Annotated in this window: 17 protein-coding genes and 2 pseudogenes; 15 read left to right on the top strand and 4 right to left on the bottom strand. The window is 62.4% G+C overall.

Going from position 1 to position 17,281, the window contains the following annotated elements; all coding sequences use genetic code 11:
- Positions 1–4: 4 nt before the first annotated feature.
- Entirely contained in the window at positions 5–1,507 is a 1,503-nt protein-coding gene (locus tag AC56QX_RS15255; protein ID WP_497117059.1) for an aldehyde dehydrogenase family protein, read from the bottom strand.
- A gap of 209 nt (positions 1,508–1,716) precedes the next feature.
- Between AC56QX_RS15255 and AC56QX_RS15260 the strand changes: the two genes are divergently transcribed.
- The 11 genes from AC56QX_RS15260 to AC56QX_RS15310 all read left to right on the top strand — a co-directional run bounded on the left by AC56QX_RS15260 (position 1,717) and on the right by AC56QX_RS15310 (position 10,166).
- Entirely contained in the window at positions 1,717–2,136 is a 420-nt protein-coding gene (locus tag AC56QX_RS15260; protein ID WP_497117061.1) for a hypothetical protein, read from the top strand.
- Positions 2,137–2,174: 38 nt separating this feature from the next.
- Positions 2,175–2,615 (top strand): hypothetical protein, encoded by a 441-nt coding sequence (locus AC56QX_RS15265; RefSeq protein WP_497117063.1) that lies wholly within the window; start codon positions 2,175–2,177, stop codon positions 2,613–2,615.
- A gap of 41 nt (positions 2,616–2,656) precedes the next feature.
- Positions 2,657–3,238: a YceI family protein gene (locus AC56QX_RS15270; protein WP_497117767.1), complete on the top strand. Its 582-nt coding sequence runs from the start codon at positions 2,657–2,659 to the stop codon at positions 3,236–3,238.
- A 188-nt stretch (positions 3,239–3,426) separates the two neighbouring features.
- Positions 3,427–4,215, top strand: a complete 789-nt coding sequence (locus AC56QX_RS15275; protein WP_497117065.1) for an SDR family NAD(P)-dependent oxidoreductase — start codon at positions 3,427–3,429, stop codon at positions 4,213–4,215.
- A 33-nt stretch (positions 4,216–4,248) separates the two neighbouring features.
- Positions 4,249–5,043, top strand: coding sequence for a MoaF C-terminal domain-containing protein (locus AC56QX_RS15280; RefSeq protein WP_497117067.1), 795 nt, complete (start codon positions 4,249–4,251; stop codon positions 5,041–5,043).
- A gap of 17 nt (positions 5,044–5,060) precedes the next feature.
- Positions 5,061–5,450 (top strand): nuclear transport factor 2 family protein, encoded by a 390-nt coding sequence (locus AC56QX_RS15285; protein WP_497117069.1) that lies wholly within the window; start codon positions 5,061–5,063, stop codon positions 5,448–5,450.
- Positions 5,451–5,506: 56 nt separating this feature from the next.
- The gene (locus AC56QX_RS15290) at positions 5,507–6,712 is read left to right on the top strand and encodes an amino acid ABC transporter substrate-binding protein (protein WP_497117071.1); all 1,206 of its coding nucleotides are present in this window, start codon (positions 5,507–5,509) and stop codon (positions 6,710–6,712) included.
- 107 nt (positions 6,713–6,819) lie between these two features.
- The gene (locus AC56QX_RS15295; protein ID WP_497117072.1) at positions 6,820–7,557 is read left to right on the top strand and encodes an ABC transporter ATP-binding protein; all 738 of its coding nucleotides are present in this window, start codon (positions 6,820–6,822) and stop codon (positions 7,555–7,557) included.
- On the top strand, positions 7,538–8,266 hold the full coding sequence (locus AC56QX_RS15300; RefSeq protein ID WP_497117074.1) for an ABC transporter ATP-binding protein: 729 nt from the start codon (positions 7,538–7,540) through the stop codon (positions 8,264–8,266). The genes AC56QX_RS15295 and AC56QX_RS15300 overlap by 20 nt, the downstream gene beginning before the upstream one ends.
- Positions 8,263–9,159 (top strand): branched-chain amino acid ABC transporter permease, encoded by an 897-nt coding sequence (locus AC56QX_RS15305; RefSeq protein WP_497117076.1) that lies wholly within the window; start codon positions 8,263–8,265, stop codon positions 9,157–9,159. Before AC56QX_RS15300 ends, AC56QX_RS15305 begins: the two co-directional genes overlap by 4 nt.
- Positions 9,160–9,164: 5 nt before the next feature.
- Positions 9,165–10,166 (top strand): branched-chain amino acid ABC transporter permease, encoded by a 1,002-nt coding sequence (locus AC56QX_RS15310; RefSeq protein ID WP_497117077.1) that lies wholly within the window; start codon positions 9,165–9,167, stop codon positions 10,164–10,166.
- 102 nt (positions 10,167–10,268) lie between these two features.
- On the opposite strand, the gene AC56QX_RS15315 is transcribed toward AC56QX_RS15310, so the two are convergent.
- Positions 10,269–10,514 carry a hypothetical protein gene (locus AC56QX_RS15315; protein ID WP_497117078.1) on the bottom strand — a complete coding sequence of 82 codons (246 nt, stop codon included), beginning with the start codon at positions 10,512–10,514 and terminating at the stop codon, positions 10,269–10,271.
- A gap of 260 nt (positions 10,515–10,774) precedes the next feature.
- Positions 10,775–12,346, bottom strand: a complete 1,572-nt coding sequence (locus AC56QX_RS15320) for a pilus assembly protein TadG-related protein (protein ID WP_497117079.1) — start codon at positions 12,344–12,346, stop codon at positions 10,775–10,777.
- Positions 12,347–12,728: 382 nt separating this feature from the next.
- Between AC56QX_RS15320 and AC56QX_RS15325 the strand changes: the two genes are divergently transcribed.
- From AC56QX_RS15325 to AC56QX_RS15335, 3 genes and pseudogenes are all read left to right on the top strand, one after another.
- The gene (locus AC56QX_RS15325) at positions 12,729–13,415 is read left to right on the top strand and encodes a class I SAM-dependent methyltransferase (RefSeq protein WP_497117081.1); all 687 of its coding nucleotides are present in this window, start codon (positions 12,729–12,731) and stop codon (positions 13,413–13,415) included.
- 98 nt (positions 13,416–13,513) lie between these two features.
- Positions 13,514–13,618, top strand: a pseudogene (locus AC56QX_RS15330) (DUF4031 domain-containing protein); the annotation flags it as partial.
- Between the two features lie 66 nt (positions 13,619–13,684).
- Positions 13,685–13,870 (top strand): annotated as a pseudogene (locus AC56QX_RS15335) (RNA polymerase sigma factor); the annotation flags it as partial.
- Positions 13,871–13,953: 83 nt separating this feature from the next.
- Here the strand turns inward: AC56QX_RS15335 and AC56QX_RS15340 are convergent.
- Entirely contained in the window at positions 13,954–14,988 is a 1,035-nt protein-coding gene (locus AC56QX_RS15340) for a class I SAM-dependent methyltransferase (protein WP_497117082.1), read from the bottom strand.
- A gap of 280 nt (positions 14,989–15,268) precedes the next feature.
- Here AC56QX_RS15340 and AC56QX_RS15345 point away from each other — a divergent pair, with 280 nt between their 5' ends.
- Positions 15,269–17,269 (top strand): putative bifunctional diguanylate cyclase/phosphodiesterase, encoded by a 2,001-nt coding sequence (locus AC56QX_RS15345; RefSeq protein ID WP_497117084.1) that lies wholly within the window; start codon positions 15,269–15,271, stop codon positions 17,267–17,269.
- Positions 17,270–17,281: the final 12 nt, after the last annotated feature.

Below are 17,281 nucleotides of genomic sequence, written 5' to 3' on the forward strand. Positions count from 1 at the left end.
CGTGTCAGGCATAGCGCATGATGACGGTCTTGGTCTCGAGATAGCCGTCGATCGCGGCGCGGCCATGTTCGCGACCGATGCCGGATTGCTTGAAGCCCCCGAACGGTGCCGCGGGGTCGAGCGTGTTGTGCGAATTGACCCACACCGTGCCGGCCTTGAGGCCGTGGATGGCGGTCATCGCCTTGCCCATATCTCGCGTCCAGATCGAGGCGGACAGACCATAGCGCGTGTCGTTGGCGATGCGGATCGCCTCGTCGAGATCGGCGACCGGCATTGCCGCCACCACCGGGCCGAACACCTCCTCGCGCACGATCTCCATGTCGGGGCGGACATTGTGCAGGATGGTCGGCGCCACATAGTGGCCTCTGGCCGGCACCGGCCGGGCGCCGCTGAGCCGTTCGCCGCCGGCCGCCAGACTGCGCTCGACGAAACCTTCGACGCTTCTGCGGTGCTTGGCCGAGACCAGCGGGTTGATCTGCGCTTCGGCGTCGCGGCCGGCGCCCAGCGTCATGCCGTCGGCGATCTCGGCCAGCCGCGAAAGTGTGCGGTCATAGATCGACTTCTCGATCAGCAGCCGCGAGGTCGAGGTGCAGACCTGGCCCTGGTTGAAGAACATGCCAAGCCCGGCAATCAGCGGCTCGATGCCTTCCTCCATGTCGGCGAGCAGGATCATCGGCGATTTCGAGCCAAGCTCCAGCGTGAAGCGGGCGACACGGTCGACCGCCGCATGGCCGACGCGCTTGCCGACCTCGGTCGAGCCGGTGAAGGTCAATTTGTCGATGCCGGGGTGGCGGATCAGCGCTTCGCCGGTGACTGACCCGCTGCCGGTGACGATGTTGACGACGCCCGGCGGGAAGCCAACGGCCTCGATCAGCTCGGCGAGCCTGAGCAGGCCGAGCGGCGTTTCCTGCGGCGGCTTCAAAACCACGGTGCAGCCGCAGGCCAGCGCCGGCGCGATCTTCCACATGCCGATCAGCAGCGGAAAATTCCACGGCACGATGGCGCCGACGACGCCGACCGGCTCCATCACCGTCATCGCCTGGTGCTTGGCGCCCGTCGGCACGGGGATGGAGACCTGGAAGGTCGAGCCCTCGATCTTGGTGGCCCAGCCGGCATAGTAGCGCAGCCAGTCGACGGTGCCGCCGGCGCTCAGCATGCGGGCGACGCCGAGCGATTTGCCGTTCTCGATGCTCTCGATCTCGGCGAGCAGGTCGGCGTCGGCCTCGACGGCGTCGGCGAGTTTCAGCATCAGGTTCTGGCGGTCAACCGGCCGCATCGAGGCCCAGGGGCCTTCGAGAGCGGCACGCGCGGCGCGCACCGCCTGGTCGACCAATTCGGGGCCGCTTTCGGGGACATGGGCGACGATCTCGCCGGAGGCGGAATCGTCGACGGCGAGGCCTTCACCGGCAAGACCATCGACGAAGCGGCCATTGATGAAGGGCCGGTGCGAACGCGCCAGGAAGGCGTCGGCGGCAGTGCTGATCGGCGGCACAATTCTCTCGTTCACGCCATCCTCCTCGATGTTGATGAACACAGTGCAGGGAGGGTTATGGAGCGCATCGACCGGCTTCAAGCCAAAGGCAGCACGAGTGCGCGCTCAGTCAAAACAAAGTTCCCGCTCGGACAAGACGCCTCGCGATCGGCTGGCCAAGATCAGGATCGCATCGAGCCGCGCGTTTTGCGCGAGCCTCCCTGACGTCGAAGAGGTGTCGGCCATTGAGCGCATTGCTGGGCAATCCGATGGTCACCACGGCGGCGCTGCCGCTTGTGCTCGGCATGGTGATGGCGCTGCTGGCGCGGTTCGCCCTGCCGCCGTCCTCGCCCGTGCTTTCGCTGGTGGCGGCCGTGCTGCTGCTGTCCTTCTACTGGGACACGCTTGGCCCGCCGGTCGTGCCGCCTGTCGCCGCCAGCCAGAAGCTGATCTATCTCGCCTTCGCCGGGATTGTCGCGGGCCTGTTGCCCGAACGGTTGCTCAGCGCTGCCGTCGCGGGCAGGCTTGTCGCCGGCGCGCTTGCGGCCGCGCTGTTGTGGCTCGGCTGGCGCCGTATCGCCGGCGGTACACTCGACCTGCAGATGATCGCCGCACTCATCGCCGGCCTGTTGGCGATCGTCGGCGCCGCGATGCGCTGTCCCTGAAGGCCTCGCCATCGCCTCCGGCAGAGGAGCCGTTCCTGGTGCCGGCAGCCATGCTCGCTTCATGCCTGGCCGGCGCCATCATCTCGGTGCTTGGCGCCTCGATCGTCACCGGGCAATTGCTGGGATCGCTAGCAGCGCTCGCCGGCGGCTGGTGCCTCGTCCAGTATATCGCGGTGCTGCGTAGCGGGTCGGCCACTGCCTGGAGCAAGGGCGCCGAGCTGATCCTCATCTACGCCGCCGCCACGGTGCTGATCCAGGTCGCGCTGCTGGCGCCGAAGGCGAACCCGGTGGCGCTCATGCTTTCGCCTCTGCCGCTCGCCGTCGCCGCTTTGGTGCCCGGTCCGCTGCGGGGTCTTGTTCCCGGTGCCCGGCCGTTGCGGCCGCTGGTTGCCGGCCTGCTGATCGCCACACCGGCGATATTGGCCATCCTGACGGCGCTCCTGTTTGCGCCGCACGGAGCCGCGCTTGGCTTTTCCTGAGCCAGGGAATGACAACCAACAATGGGGAGAGTTACGTGACGATGAGAAAACTGACGGCCGCCTTTGCCTTTGCCTCGATGTGCGCCTTCGCCTCGGCCGCCTATGCCGGCAACTACGAGATCGATGGCCAGCACGCCTGGGTCACCTTCACCATCAAGCACGGCATCTATGGCACCGCGCATGGCCAGTTCGATGCCGTGAAGGGCGCCATCGTGATGGACAAGGCCGATCCGTCGAAGAGCAGCGTCAAGGCCGAGCTCGATGTCGGCTCGGTGCACACCGCCTATGACCAGCGCGACAACGATCTGAAAGGCCCCGACTTCTTCAACGCCGCCGAATTCCCGGCGATCTCCTTCGAGAGCACCAAGGTCGAGAAGGTCAGCGACAAGACAGGCAAGGTCACCGGCAACCTCACCATCAGCGGCGTGTCCAAGGAGATCACGCTCGACGTGACGCTGGTCAACGAGGCGCCGGCGCCCTGGGATGCGACGCTGACCAAAGCGGCGTTCACCGCCACGGGGAAGGTCAGCACCGCGGACTTCCCGATGGCCAAGGCCGCTGCTGGTTTCGGCCTCGGCCCGGATGTCGACATCGTCATCGATCTCGAAGCGGTGAAGAAATAGGCCGCTGGTATTTAGCGAGCGGACGCCGCGCTACCGAGAGGTTGCGCGGCATTTCACCAGACAGGCGCGAAGTGCGCGCTCAGTCAAAACAAAGTTCCCGCTCGGACAAGACGCGAAATGGCCGATGCCGCACTATCCCCAGCGAAGATCGGCGCATAGCCGGCGCACTCACCAATCGGGATGGATCCATGCGATTTCTTGGAAAGACGGCTTTCATCACCGGCGGCGGCACCGGCATCGGTGCGGCGGTTGCCAGGCGCATGGCCGCCGACGGCGCCAGGGTGGTGCTGATGGGCCGGCGGCGCGAACCGCTGGAAGCCGTGACCAAAGACATTGGCGGGCTGGTGGTGCAGGGCGATGCCGCTGATCCCCAGGCCGTGCGTGCGGCGCTGGCCGAAGTGCATGACAAGATCGGACCGGTCGACATCCTCGTCGCCAATGCCGGCGGCCATGGCGTCGGCCCGACCATTTCGATGAGCGATGAGACCTGGAGCCTGGCGACGCGCAGCAATCTCGACACCGCCTTCGTCTGCGCCCGCGAATGCCTGCCCGACCTGATTGCGCAAAAGGGCAACATCGTCGTTGTCGCCTCGATCGCCGGCCTGTTCGCCGGGCCGAATGCTGCCGGCTACGTCACCATGAAACATGCCTGCATCGGCTTCGGCAAATCGCTGGCGCGCGACTATGGCCGCAAGGGCGTGCGCACCAACATCATCTGCCCGGGCTGGGTGTCGACCGACATGGCCGACGAGCAGATGGAGGTAATCGTCGAAAAGCACGGGCTTGGCTCGATCGAGGAGGCCTACCGGCTGGTGACGAAGGATGTGCCGCTCGGCCGCCCGGCGACGCCGGAAGAGGTCTCCAATGTCATCTGCTTCGTTGCCTCCAGCGAGGCGGCGATGATGAACGGGTCGATCCTGACGGTCGATGGCGGCGCCACCGTCGTCGACCTGCCCACGCTCGCTTTTGTGGATTGATTGGGGGCTTTGTCGATTGATGTGGAGAGTGCGATGAACGACCAGAACAGACCGGCGGACTGGAAGCATTTTGACGATTTCGCCGCCGGCATCGCCACCAACCGGCTGGCGACGACGGATGCGCTGCGCGGCCAGACCTTCAAGGTCACGCTCGACACCGGCCGCACCATCGACCTCGCCTTCACATCGCTCGACACGGTGGCGTGGAGCGAAGGCAGCGAGGCGGGTGCCGACTGGTACGAGGCGCTCGAAGTCGCTTCCAACGTGTACTTCATCAACATGATTTTCTCGGCCCAGCCTGATGAGGACGAGGCCTTCATCATGAACACCAGCACGCGGCGTGTGCTGTCGGTGCGCGAACGCGTGCGCGATGCCAGTGAAGCGCCCGGCGAGCCGCGCGTGGCGCAGACCTGGTCGGCCGGCGTGCTCGGCGATCCCTCGGTCGCGCCGACCGGCATTGCGCCGGCGCCGACCCGGGACCTGATCGGGCTCACCGCGCACTACACATACAGCCCCAACCACGTTTACGAGCACATCTATCTCTCTTCCGAGCGCTACGCCTGGCAGAACCTCGTCGGCATCCAGCGCGGCCATGGCGACGTCGACCTGGCGACGACCTGGAAGTTCGCCGAGAACCAGTATGTGTTCGGCTTCCGCGAGTTCATCATCCCGGTCGCTTCGCTGTTCTTCTACAATTGGGACGTCATGCGCTCGACGGGGAAATTCCTCGGCGTGACCAGCCAGGGCAAGATCGAGAACAAGCCGGCCGGCGCTTACATCGAGAAGAAATCCAGAACCGTCTACGACGAAGGCAAGGCGCCGGTCTGACCGCGCGGGAGAACGCTATGGGCAAGAACTACGAAGCGATCAAGGCGCATTACGTCGGCTCCGACACCAAGGATCTCTCGGCGATGATGGCGCCGGTCACCAGCCGCACCGCCTGGACCGAGATGGCCGGCTTTCCCTATGCCGGCACCTATGTCGGCCCGGACGCCATCATCGAAGGCGTCTTCAAGCGCATCGGCGAGGAGTGGGACGGCTATGCCCTGAAGCTCGAAAAACTGGTCGATGGCGGCACCACCATTGTCGGCATCGGCACCTATTCGGGCACCTACAAAAAGACCGGCAAGCCGATGTCGGCGCGCGTCGTCCATGTCTGGGAAATGGAGGACGGCAAGGCGCTCAGTTTCGAGCAGTTCACCGACACCAGGCTGGTCGCGGCAGCGACGGTCTGAGGCATGCCTGCGGACGCCGACGGTGTCCGTCCGATCCAAAAACCTGGGAGGATGAAATGGGAAATAGTCTGAAGGCAATTCTGGCGGGCCTGGTCCTGTCGGCCGCGTTCGCGGCCGGCACCGGCATGGCGAATGCCGGCGACACCGAGATCGTCATCGGTGCGCCGATCTCCTTGACCGGGCCGCTGGCCGGCGACGGCAAGGAGCAGAAATGGGCCTATGAGCAGGCGGTGGCCGACATCAACAAGGCCGGCGGCATCATGGTCAAGTCGGCCGGCAAGAAGCTCCCGGTGCGCCTCGTCGTCGCCGACGACGAAAGCTCCGAAGGCAAGGTGGCGTCGGCGCTGGAAAACCTGATCAAGGTGCAGAAGGTCGATGCACTGCTGTCGACCCATTCGGGACCGATGAACATTGCCGGCGCCATCGTCGCCGAGAAGTACAAGAAGTTCTATATGATCACGACGGCCTTCCCGTTCGAATGGCAGCCGTTAAAGCTGAAATATTCGGCTCTGTTCTTCTTCCATCCGGGGCCGGGCGCCGAAGTGCCGTTCGAGATCTGGGACAAGCTGCCGGCCAATGAGAAGCCGAAGAACCCGGCGCTGGTCTCCGAGGATTCGCCCGACGGCAAGGGTTTTGGCGGCGCCTTCGAGGCGGCGGCAAAGAAGTATGGCTACACCTTCGCCGTCGACGATCCCTGGGCAATCGGCGCCACCGACTATTCGGCGCTGATCACCAAGCTCAAAGCCGCCAATGTCGACGCCATGCTGGTGTTCGGCTCGCCGGCCGATACGGTGACGCTGCTGCGGCAGATGAAGGAACTCGGCTTTTCCGTGCCCTATCTGCATGGCTGGAAGGGCACCTGGACGGGTGAGTTCCACGAAGCGCTCGGGGCGGATTCCGACTATATCCTGACCGACGGTTTCTGGTCGGCGAGCTATCCCTATAAAGGCGCCAAGGAGCTCGGCGACCGCTATGAGGCCGAGTTCAAGAAGGACTCGGTGACCGTCGGCGCATTCTACGCCAATGCGCAGGTGCTGGCGCAGGCGATCGAGAAGGCGGGCAGCACCGATGCCGGTGCGATCCACGACGCGATCTTCAACCAGGAGTTCAAGGACACGGTGGTCGGCGATCTCAAATTCGACCAGACCGGCTTTGCCCTCATCCCCAGCGTCGCCACGCAATGGTGGCAAGGCAAGCATCAGCTGATCTTCCCGGACGGCAACTGGACCTACAAGCCGGCTCCTGCCTGGGACAAGCGCTGACGGATGGCGAGGGGCGTTCGTTTGGTGAAGCAGCCATCGAACGCCCGCAGCGCTGACCCCGATGAATTGCCGCACAAGACAACGTCCACCGGAGAAACGGAAACACGATGCAGCCTGACGAAACCCTGCTTCGCCTCGAGGCGGTCCAGAAGCGGTTCGGCGGGCTGGTCGTGCTCAACAACATCGACATCGCCGTCGGCGCCAATGAGCTGATCGGGCTGATTGGTCCGAATGGCGCCGGCAAGTCGACGCTGTTCAACCTCATCACCGCGCTCTACACGCCGACGCAAGGGCGCATCCACTTCCGGGGCCAGGACATCACCGGCACGGCACCGCATCGCATCTGCCGGCTGGGCATTGCCCGCACCTTCCAATTGGTGCGTACGTTTCTCACCATGACCGCGTTCGAGAACATCATGGTCGGCGCTGTCTATGGCTCGGGCGGGCGGGTCAAGCATGCGACTGGGGCCGCCGAGGAAGCGCTGAAACTGGTCGGGCTGACCGCCAAGCGCGATGTCCGTACCGCGCATATGACGCTATCCGACCGCCGCCTCCTGGAGATCGCCCGGGCCGTCGCCTCCAGCCCGGCGCTGCTTTTGCTCGACGAGCCGATGGCGGGGCTGAACCCGACCGAGATCCAGCGCATGGTCGATGTCATCCGCCGGGTGCGGAGCGAGCGGGGCGTGTCGATCCTGTGGGTCGAGCACAAGGTCGACGCCATCATGAAAGTCTGCAGCCGGGTGATCGTGCTCGACCATGGCGAGAAGATCGCCGACGGCAGCCCGCGCGAAATCGTCGCCAACCGCAAAGTGATCGAGGCCTATCTTGGCGAACCGGCTGCTTGAAGTCACCAATCTCGAAGTCGCCTATGGCGATGTCGGCGCGCTGTGGGGCGTGTCGATCCATGTCGACCCCGGCAGCATCGTCGCCATTGTCGGCGCCAATGGCGCCGGCAAGACGACGCTTTTGAAGACGATCTCCGGCCTGCTGAAGCCGAAGCGCGGCGAAATCTTCCTCTCGGGCGTGCCGCTGGCCGGCAAGGCACCGGAGGAGATCGCCGGCATGGGCATTGCGCATGTGCCGGAAGGGCGCGGCCTGTTCCGGCAAATGACGGTGCTGGAAAACCTCGAACTCGGCGCTTTCCAGCCCAAGGTGCGCAAGCGCTTCAAGCAGTCGCTGGAGAAAGCCTACACGCTGTTTCCGCGGCTGCAGGAGCGGGCAGGGCAGAAGGCCGGCTCGCTCTCAGGCGGCGAGCAGCAGATGCTGGCGATCGCGCGCGCCACCATGTCGGACCCGTCGCTGCTCATCCTCGACGAGCCGTCGCTGGGCCTGAGCCCGATCGTGGTGCAGCAGATGTTCGCGCTGATCGAGACGCTGCACAAGCAAGGCGTCACCATCCTGCTGGTCGAGCAGAACATCCACCAGGCGCTGAAAGTGGCCGACTACGGCTTCGTGCTGAAGACCGGCGAACTAGCCATGCAAGGCACGGGCGCCGAGCTCATCGCCGATCCTGAAATCCAGAAGGCCTATATGGGCGTGTTGGAGGTGCAATGATGCAGGCCATTCCGCCTCCCGAAATCCTGCTGCAGCTGTCGCTCAATGGCGCGCTGGGCGGCGCCATGTATGGCGTCGCCGCCGTGGGTCTGAGCCTCATCTTCGGCACGATGCGGCTGATCTTCCTGGCGCAGGGCGCGATGATCATCCTCGCCGCCTATTTCGTACGGGCGCTGTTCTATGGGCTGGGCATCGACCCGTTCCTGTCGCTGCTGATCGTCATTCCGGTCGGCCTGGTCGTTGGCTGGCTGATCTATCAGGGCCTGTTTCGCCGCGCGGCGGCAGCGGAAGACCGCAACATCTCGCTGCTGATTGCGGTCGGCCTGATGTTCCTGGTCCAGAATCTGATGACCGTGGTGTGGGGCGGCAACACGGCGGCCATCGTCACCTCCTACACGGCGAGCGGCATCGAGATATTGGGCGTGCGCACCTCGTTCACGCGCTCGATGGGCTTTTTGATCGCGCTCGCCGGCACAGGGCTGGTGGTGCTGTTCCTGCGTAAGACGATTGTCGGCAAGGCGGTGCGCGCCGCATCGGAAGACATGGAAGCGGCGACGCTGATGGGCATCAGCCCGCACCGCGTCAATGCGATTGCCTTCGCCATCGGCATTGCGCTGGCCGGTGCCGCCGGCGTCGCGGTGGCGACCACCTTCCCGTTCAACCCGTTCGCCGGCTTCATCTTCAGCCTGAAGGCGCTGGTGGCGCTGGCGCTGGGCGGCATCGGCAATGTCGCCGGCGCGCTGGCCGGGGGCATCATCCTCGGCCTGATCGAGGCTTATGTGCAGTATTTCATCAGCGGCGGCTGGACCAACGCCATCGCTTACGGCGTGTTCCTGGCGGTGCTGATGTTCAAGCCGGAAGGCCTGTTCAGCCGGCCCTACAAGAAGGCTTGAGCACCATGGTGAAGCTAGAATTTTTGGAACGGGCCTGGCCGAAACAAGCCTGGACATGGATAGCCGTCGCCGTCATCGCGGCGCTCGCACTGCTGCCGCTGCTGCCCGGCGCGATCGATGGCTATGCCTTCTCGTTCCTGTTCTTCGTTTTCATCTACGCGATAATGGCGCAGGGCTGGAACCTGGTTGCCGGTTTCGGTGGCCAGATTAGCCTCGGCAATCACGCTTTCTTCGGCCTCGGCGCCTACACCACCGCGATCCTGTGGAGCGGCAACTATCTCTGGGGCTCGCTCTATGACGCCTATCCGCGCATCTACTATTTCGATCCGGTGACGATGGTGCTGGGCGGGCTGGTGGCGGCCATTGCCGCCATCATTATCGGCCTGCCGCTGCTGTCAAAACTGCGCGGCGACTATTTCGCGCTGGGCACGCTCGGCTTTGGCGAGATCGTCAAGGTGATGTTCATCAATGGCGGCGACTTCACCGGCGGCGCCTTCGGCGTCGTCGCGCCCGCCGGCACTTTCGACACGCTGTTGCCGCACTATCTGGTCGGGCTCGGCCTGATGGTCGGCACGGCACTTGCCATCCACCTGTTGATGCGCTCGCGCTACGGGCTGGCGCTGATTGCGGTGCGCGACGACGAGATGGCGGCGTCGGCCAACGGCATCGATGTGCTCAAGGTCAAGGTCGCAGCCTTCGCCGGCAGCGCCTTCATCGCCGGCATCGCCGGCAGCCTCTACACCTACTACATCTTCCATGTCGGCCCGGACTCGGTGTTCGACCTCGACTGGATGCTGCTGCCGCTGATGATGACCGTGGTCGGCGGCACCGGCACGCTGCTCGGCCCGATCCTGGGGGCGTTCGTGATGTACGCGGTGTTCGATCTGGCACGCATTGTGGTGCCGGATTACCACCCTGTCATTTCGGGGCTGACGATCATCCTGGCGATGCTGTTCTTGCCGAAGGGGCTGATGCGCAGTTTTGGCGGCAGGGCGCGGGCGGCGTGAGGCGGCTCTGCGCAGGGCTCAAATCAACGGGTTCCATCGGCTTTGATCCTCGCCACTGCTCATTCCAAACGGCGCGCTTTAGATCGCCCGCGCGGGCTTGTCCTATTCCGAAAAACTCACGCTCACGCCGCGCTGGCGAAAATAAGCCTGCATCAACTTGCGGCCCGAGCGGTTGCTCTGCGCCAACTTGGTCGGATCGAACACCGCCTGTTTTATTCCCTCTCGTGCCAGCGCTGCCTTAAGTGCCGCGATATGGGCGTCGATGTCGGCATTGTCCGCTCGGAGCGAGGCATAGATACTTTCGGTCGCCTCGGCCACGGTCAGTTCGCTCACAGCTGTCGTCCTCATGTTGGTTGATTGGGCGGCGGCTTAGCATAGATCTGCGGCTGCGCGATACCGATGGGAGCGTCAGTGCGCAGCGCCCGGGATTTCGAGCGGCAATCCATCCGGGTGGCATCCGCGCCTTGATGCGCTCACTACAGGCTGGCTACGGGCTGGCGCTGATTGCCGTGCGCGACGACGAGATGGCGGCGTCGGCCAACGGCATCGCCACAGGCGGGGCGAATGACCGCTCAATTTCCTGCTTTTTTCAGGGTTCTGATCCCAGCCTAGTTAACCAGTTGGAGTGTCGTGAACTTTCCAGCGATTGTCTGGAACACGTTCGGCAATTTGCTGGGATCGTTGACGGCGTAGTAGTCGGTCGGATTCGTCGCGCATTTGCCGTAGAGTGTCCGGTTCGCGGCCGTGTCGGATTGCAGCGTGATGGTGTAGATTTGAACCTGCTGCGCCTTTAATTTATCGCAAACATCAAGCGTCCATCGATCTACGGCGCGCGCGGCGTCCGTCTGGTTGCTCGTCCCGAACCGGCCGGATGCGAGGTAGCCATAGGACGTGTAATCCGACTTTTCCGGTTCGGTGCTGGCTCCATAAACAACATTCTCGCCATCGGTAAGCAGAACGACGATCTTGCTGGTATTGGGAGTCTTCCAGGGCGCGCCGTCGGTGTAGGGCGCGTCCGGTGAAAGCACCCGCATGCCCCAAGAGAGACCTTCGGAGACATTGGTGCCAGATCCGTTCCACTCCTGCATCTGGGCGGCGGCCGTCCGCAACTTGTCCAAATCGGTGGTCAATGGCACCACCGGAGTCGGGCAGGCTCGGTTTGGGCCGACTGTCAGGGGCGCATATTTGTCGTTGATTTTTTTTGCCTTGGGGTTCTTGTATTTGGCGATCTTTTTATCTTTTCCCTTGGTGTCCGCGCCGTCCTCAACGTCATCGGAAAGATATGAGTTGTTATAGACCTTGGCGTCGTTGCCGTAGCTCGCGGATGGGCCCGCCGCGTCGCCGGGGTCGTCTGGAGCGAAATAGGGCACGAACAGGGTGTTACCGTCAGCCTGGTCCGGCGCTATGTCGGAAATAGCAGCGCTTCCCGGGCGTGCCTCGACGCAGCCCTTCCATCCCGTGCCTTTCCAACCGGTCCCCTGTGCCAGGTCCTTGAACAGGTCCATGTGATTTACACGCTTGCCATCGGGCAGCAGAGGAAAATTCACGCCGTTGTTGGGCGATTTGCCTTCCATGTCTATCCAGGAAGGGTCAAATTCATCGCCATTCACGTTAACGGCGGTGACGAACGGCACAATCGCCGCGGTCACCTTGCGATCGGGGGACTTTGCTCCATCCAGATTATCGAGAAGTGCTTTGGTGGCGTCCCTGAGGGCCTGGATCTTGGCACCGGCCATTGAGCCGGTGTTGTCCAGCACGAGCACGACTTCGAGGTTGTTCGTCGCCTCCACGCCACCGGCATCCACTTCGATGTGCTGGTTGTCGCCGAACAGGAAAGCGAAATTGAGGTTCACGTCCGCGGAAGCGACAGCCCTGGTCTTGACGTAGTTGAAGCCCTTGTCGACGGACAAGGTCACTTTCGCGTTGGAGAGTTCAGGGTGATTTGCGACGTTTGCTTGAAAATAGCCGTCAAATGCAAGCCTGCGGTTCGCTTCGCCGTCTGACAGGTGCGACGAGGATAGTGTCGCAGCGTCCAGAGAGTTCTGCAGGTTGACCTTTGCTCGCATGACGGTGGATACGTCCACCGCGAAACCGACGGCCGCCAGGATTGCAGGCGCCGCCAACGCAAACAACAAGGCGAAATTGCCGGCTTCCGACCGCCAGAACCTATTGATGACCATGACCCACCCCTCGACTGATACGACATATGACGGAGTGTTGGTTTACGGCCGGTTGATTGATTAGTGATCGCGCATAAAGCGACAGAAACTTGGTAAATTAAGTTCCAAGCAGGCCAAGCGCCGCCGCCAGGTCGTGGTCGAGGGCTTTGACACCGCCCACGCGGGCAAGCGATTCTTTTTCACGGGAAAAAGCCATGGTTGTTCCTTTCTGATGATGATCGGCGGACGGAAAGCTGGGGCCTGGGTACCGACGAATTGCCGGGGCGGCGCACTTTGCCAGCGGCAGGGACGTCGGTTCAGATCCAACATTGACGCTGAAGCGGCGTCAATATAACTGGCGACCGGGAGCCGCGCTAGATCGCCGCGAATAGAGGAGTTAGCAGTGGTCGATTTTGCTAGGTGGTACGAAGGGAAAGAATTCTCCTCCGATTGGACGTCTAATAATTTCCGTGTCTGGAGCGCTTGCCTTGCAAGTATGCGGGATCGACCTCTCAACATCTTGGAAATCGGATCTTGGGAAGGACGTTCCGCGATCTTTTTTCTTGAGTACTGCCATCTGTCGCGGATTACGTGCATCGATCCGTTCGTTGGAGGGCAGAACGAATACGTAACTTCGGCCGGCGGATTTACCCAAGTAGAACAGCGCTTCGATGCCAACACGGCCTCGTATGCCGGGCGCGTCACAAAGCTGAAGTCGATTTCCAGCAAGGCATTGATCGACCTGCAGGACCAAAAAAGATCTTACGACCTGATCTATATCGATGGTGCCCACGAGCGGGACGCGGTTCACGTCGATTCCCTTCTGGCGTGGCCTCTACTCAAGAATGGCGGGACCATCATCTGGGACGATTACGCTTGGGAACGGCAACAACCGATCGAAACGAGGCCGGAAGAAGCCATCAATGTTTTCGTGGCTTCCAGACGCAAGGAAATTAAAGTTCTCCATGTCGGGCACCAAATCGTAGCGCAGAAAGTCGATGGCGGAAGGTTCGATGTCCGCTCTGCCATCAACTCTTTCATTTTGCGGAGGCTGCGGCAACGCAAACGCTCCGTCAAAGCGGCTAGATAGTGGACGATTACTGTGGCGCACGCCGAACCGAAGGCCTTCGCGTGACGGTCTACGTCGGCCGGCCGCGCTGGCGCCTCGGCCGGATGGTGATATGCCATATGGCGGCCGATTCAGTCGCCGAGCTTCACGCCATGGCCGAAGCCCTCGGGGTCCGCCGATGGTTTCAGGACAAGCCAGGCCGCCCTCACTACGACCTTTCAAAGGCCACTCGGGCGCGCGCCATCGCTCTAGGCGCCTGCGAAGTGTCCAGCCGAGACCAAACCGGCCTGGTCGAGGGCCGCGAGGTGATCGCGGTGTTCGAACACCGGGCGGCCGCGAAGCCAATTCATTTCATGTGGCTGGAATGGCTGGAAGGGCGGATCAGCTTCATCCGCGACTATCGCTATGTCGGCTATGTCGCCGACGATGCCAGGCTGGTGCTGGCAAGGGACATCAGGGGGATGGCCGGTTCCTGAACCGGCTATCCAATCATTGTCCGCCCACTGCGATCCGCTGCAACACTTGACGCAGGGCGCTCGCCGGATGTTGGCGTTGGTGCCTACCCCCGCTTCTCAATCACCGCATACAGCACGTTGCGGTTCTCGCCGAAATACACCTTTGCCTCGACGGCGTTGCGGTCGACGCTGGCGTTGACGATGTTCCACATGTCGACTTCCGAGCGCAGCAGCAGCACCCAGTCCATGAACGTTTCCCGGTAGCCGGCGTCGGGGGTGCCTTCGGCGTAGTTGGCGAACAGGAATGTGCCGTTCGGCTTCAGCATCTGCAGGCAGGTCTTGGTCAGTTTCACGGCGACGTTGTGCTGGAGGTAGTCGTAGAGGCCGGAGGCGTAGATGAGGTCGAACTTGCCGAGTTTGTGGCCTCTGGTCAGCACGGTCCGCACCGAGCCGTCGATGGCCTCCACCGCGGTGCCCTGGAAGTCGCGCGCGATCAGCCCGACGCTCTGCGGATCCTGGTCGAGCGCGACCCAGCGCTTGAGGCCGCCCTCGGCCAGCGCGACGGAGCGGTTGGCTTCGCGCAAATGGCCGGCCGCGATCGCCAGCACCTCGGTTTCGGGTCCGTTTTTGGCCGCGGTCTCGTCGACATAGCGGGTCAGGAGATCGCGCCGTTCGCGGGCCGCGACGCATGACGGAACGTTCTGGGTATGGCTGTAAAGCGCCTTGCCGATCTCCGAGGCGCTCGCCACGCTCTCGGCCACGTGCGGGTCGCAATAGATGAAGTCGAGCAGCTGCGCGTCGCCGGAATAGCCTCTGGGCTTGGTGAAGGACCAGTGCGTCAGCGGATCCTCGAGAAAGTACGCCAGGATCGGGTGGTTCTGCGCCACCGGTATCAGGGCCTGCCAGACGTCGGGATGCACCTTGGCCCGCAGCGCGCTGAGCAGCGACAGCAGCCGGCGAACGATCTCGGCGGGAAATTTCTGCTGCTCGATCTGCTGCTGTGTCGCGTGGAGGATGAGGGCCAACTCGGCGCGGGCGGTCTCGAACGCTTCACCATGATGCTCGAGCGTACCTTTACGCAGACTGCCGGCGATCATCTCTGCGGTAATCAGGCTTTGGCCATCGAACACGGTTTGCACACCAGGACTCCTTGGTTAACAGTCAGTTAACTTATTGCGTAGAATACTCCATTTGCCAACGGAGCCCCGGGGGCATTTTATCGGTATGATTAATTTCCCGCTAACCATCTCAACTCATTAGATAACTTGTCGGGCGGATTCCGGGTTCGAGTTAACGCAAACTTGTGTTGGGCCATTGCATTTTACGTCGCGGCAATGGTGTCGTCCCAAGGAGTCGGCCTGCGTGGGGGCAGAATTTGGAAAAGGGTTCGGAGCACAAAATCCCCTTTCGCAGGGCTTTGTGAACGAGCGCGCGTCATCCAGATTGGCCGATACGGTGGATGTCGAACCGTACGATCCGCGCCAGGAATTGGGCGCGGCCGAGCTGCGCATCCTCTACCGCAAGGAATCCCAGGCGAAACGAAGAGCGGACGCCAGGCCAGGGCTGTGGATGGCCGTCGTCATCTATGTGTTGTTTTCGGTATCGGATCTGCTGCTGATCCCTGACGTCGCGGCCTATACGATCACGGCGCGCTTTGCGGTCGGACTGACCGCGCTGCTGGTCCTGGAAGCACAGCTTCGTCGGGGAATCGCCACCGATTGGCTTGACGTGACCTGCGCTGCAGCCATTATCTTTGGCTATATCGGCTGGCTTTGTCCGGCATTCATGGGCGAAAACAAAGAAAGTGTCGCCTATTATATGGTATTTGGCACCATTTTCATGATGAGCGCCAATCTTTTCTTCACATTCAGCTTCAAAGTTTCAATTATAACGTCGACAATAATCTTATTCATCTTGTATGTGGTTAATTATTTCTTACCTGCCACGCTGACGTACAAAATGGTATTCGGCACTTTCTATGTTTCGTGCTTCACCTTCACCTCCTATGTGAACTGGAAGCTGAATGAAGAGCGCTACAACGTCTTCCTGAACGCGCTGGAAGCCAAGATCCAGCACAAGGAAGCCACCGAACGAGGCAAGGCGCTGCTCAGACTGTCGCGGACGGATCCGCTTACGGGCCTGGAAAACCGCCGCGCCATCGACGAGAAGCTGCGCGATTATTGGAGCGACTGGCAAAAGCTTGGCAGCAAGTTCGCGGCGATCCTCATCGACGTCGACTTCTTCAAGAAGTTCAACGACTGCTACGGCCACCAGGAAGGCGACCGCTGCCTGATCCATGTCGCCAATGCGCTCAGCGATCTGATCAAGAACTACAATGGCTCGATCGGGCGCTATGGCGGTGAGGAATTCATCGTGCTCGCTCGCATGGACAAGAAGGAAGAGGTCACGGAACTGGCGGAAGCCATCTGCCGCACGGTGGAGAGCCTGGCGATCACCCATGAGCTCAGGCGCGACGGGGTCTCGATCGTGACGGCGAGCGTGGGTGCCGCGTTCACCAGGACGCAGGCCGGCGCCAAGCTGGAGAAGATCATCCACGAGGCCGATCGCGCGCTCTATCTGGCCAAGGCCGGCGGCCGCAACTGTGTCCGGCTGTTCGACCCGACCGATCCGCAGAGCAGCGACGAGAGCGAAAACCTTGCGGCACTTCTGAAGATCGCGATCGCCCAGGGCCTCGTTTCACTCGTCTACCAGCCCATTCAGGATGTCGTGTCGGGCCGCGTCGAGGCGGTAGAGGCGCTGATGCGTCTCAAGATGCTGGACGGAACGCTGGTTCCGCCGAGCCTGTTCATCCCCGTCGCCGAACGCACAGGCGCCATCCTGGAACTGGGCCGCTGGGCAATCCGGACGGTCTGCGCCGAACTGCTGGCGGACGATCACGTGCGTGTTGTCAGCGTCAACGTCTCGCCGATCCAGCTCAAGACGCCAGGCTTTGCCGCGTCCGTCGCGACCATCCTGGGCGAGACCGGCGTGACCGGCAACAGGCTGGCCTTCGAAATCACCGAAGGTCTCGAGATGGAGATGCACTCGGACATTCTGCGCTGCATCAGCGACCTGAAGCTGCTCGGCATCAAGATATGGCTCGATGATTTCGGTACCGGTTTTGCCGGCCTGTCGTGGCTGCGCCTGATCGATTTCGATACGGTCAAGATCGACCGCTCGTTCCTGCACGATTGCGGCACGCCGAAAGGCATGGCGATGCTGCAGGACATCATTGCGCTGGTGCGCAATCGCGGTCACAAGATCCTGGTCGAAGGCGTGGAAACCGATGAGCAGATCGCGCTCATGCGCGAGTTCGGCATCGACAAGATCCAGGGTTTTCGCGTTGGCCGTCCCGTTCCCGCCGCGAATTACCAGGCCAAGCGGGGCGTGCAAAAACGCCCGTACCTCAAATCCGCGTAACGACTGCGGGCG

It is taken from the genome of Mesorhizobium sp. RCAM 06353, assembly GCF_059683585.1.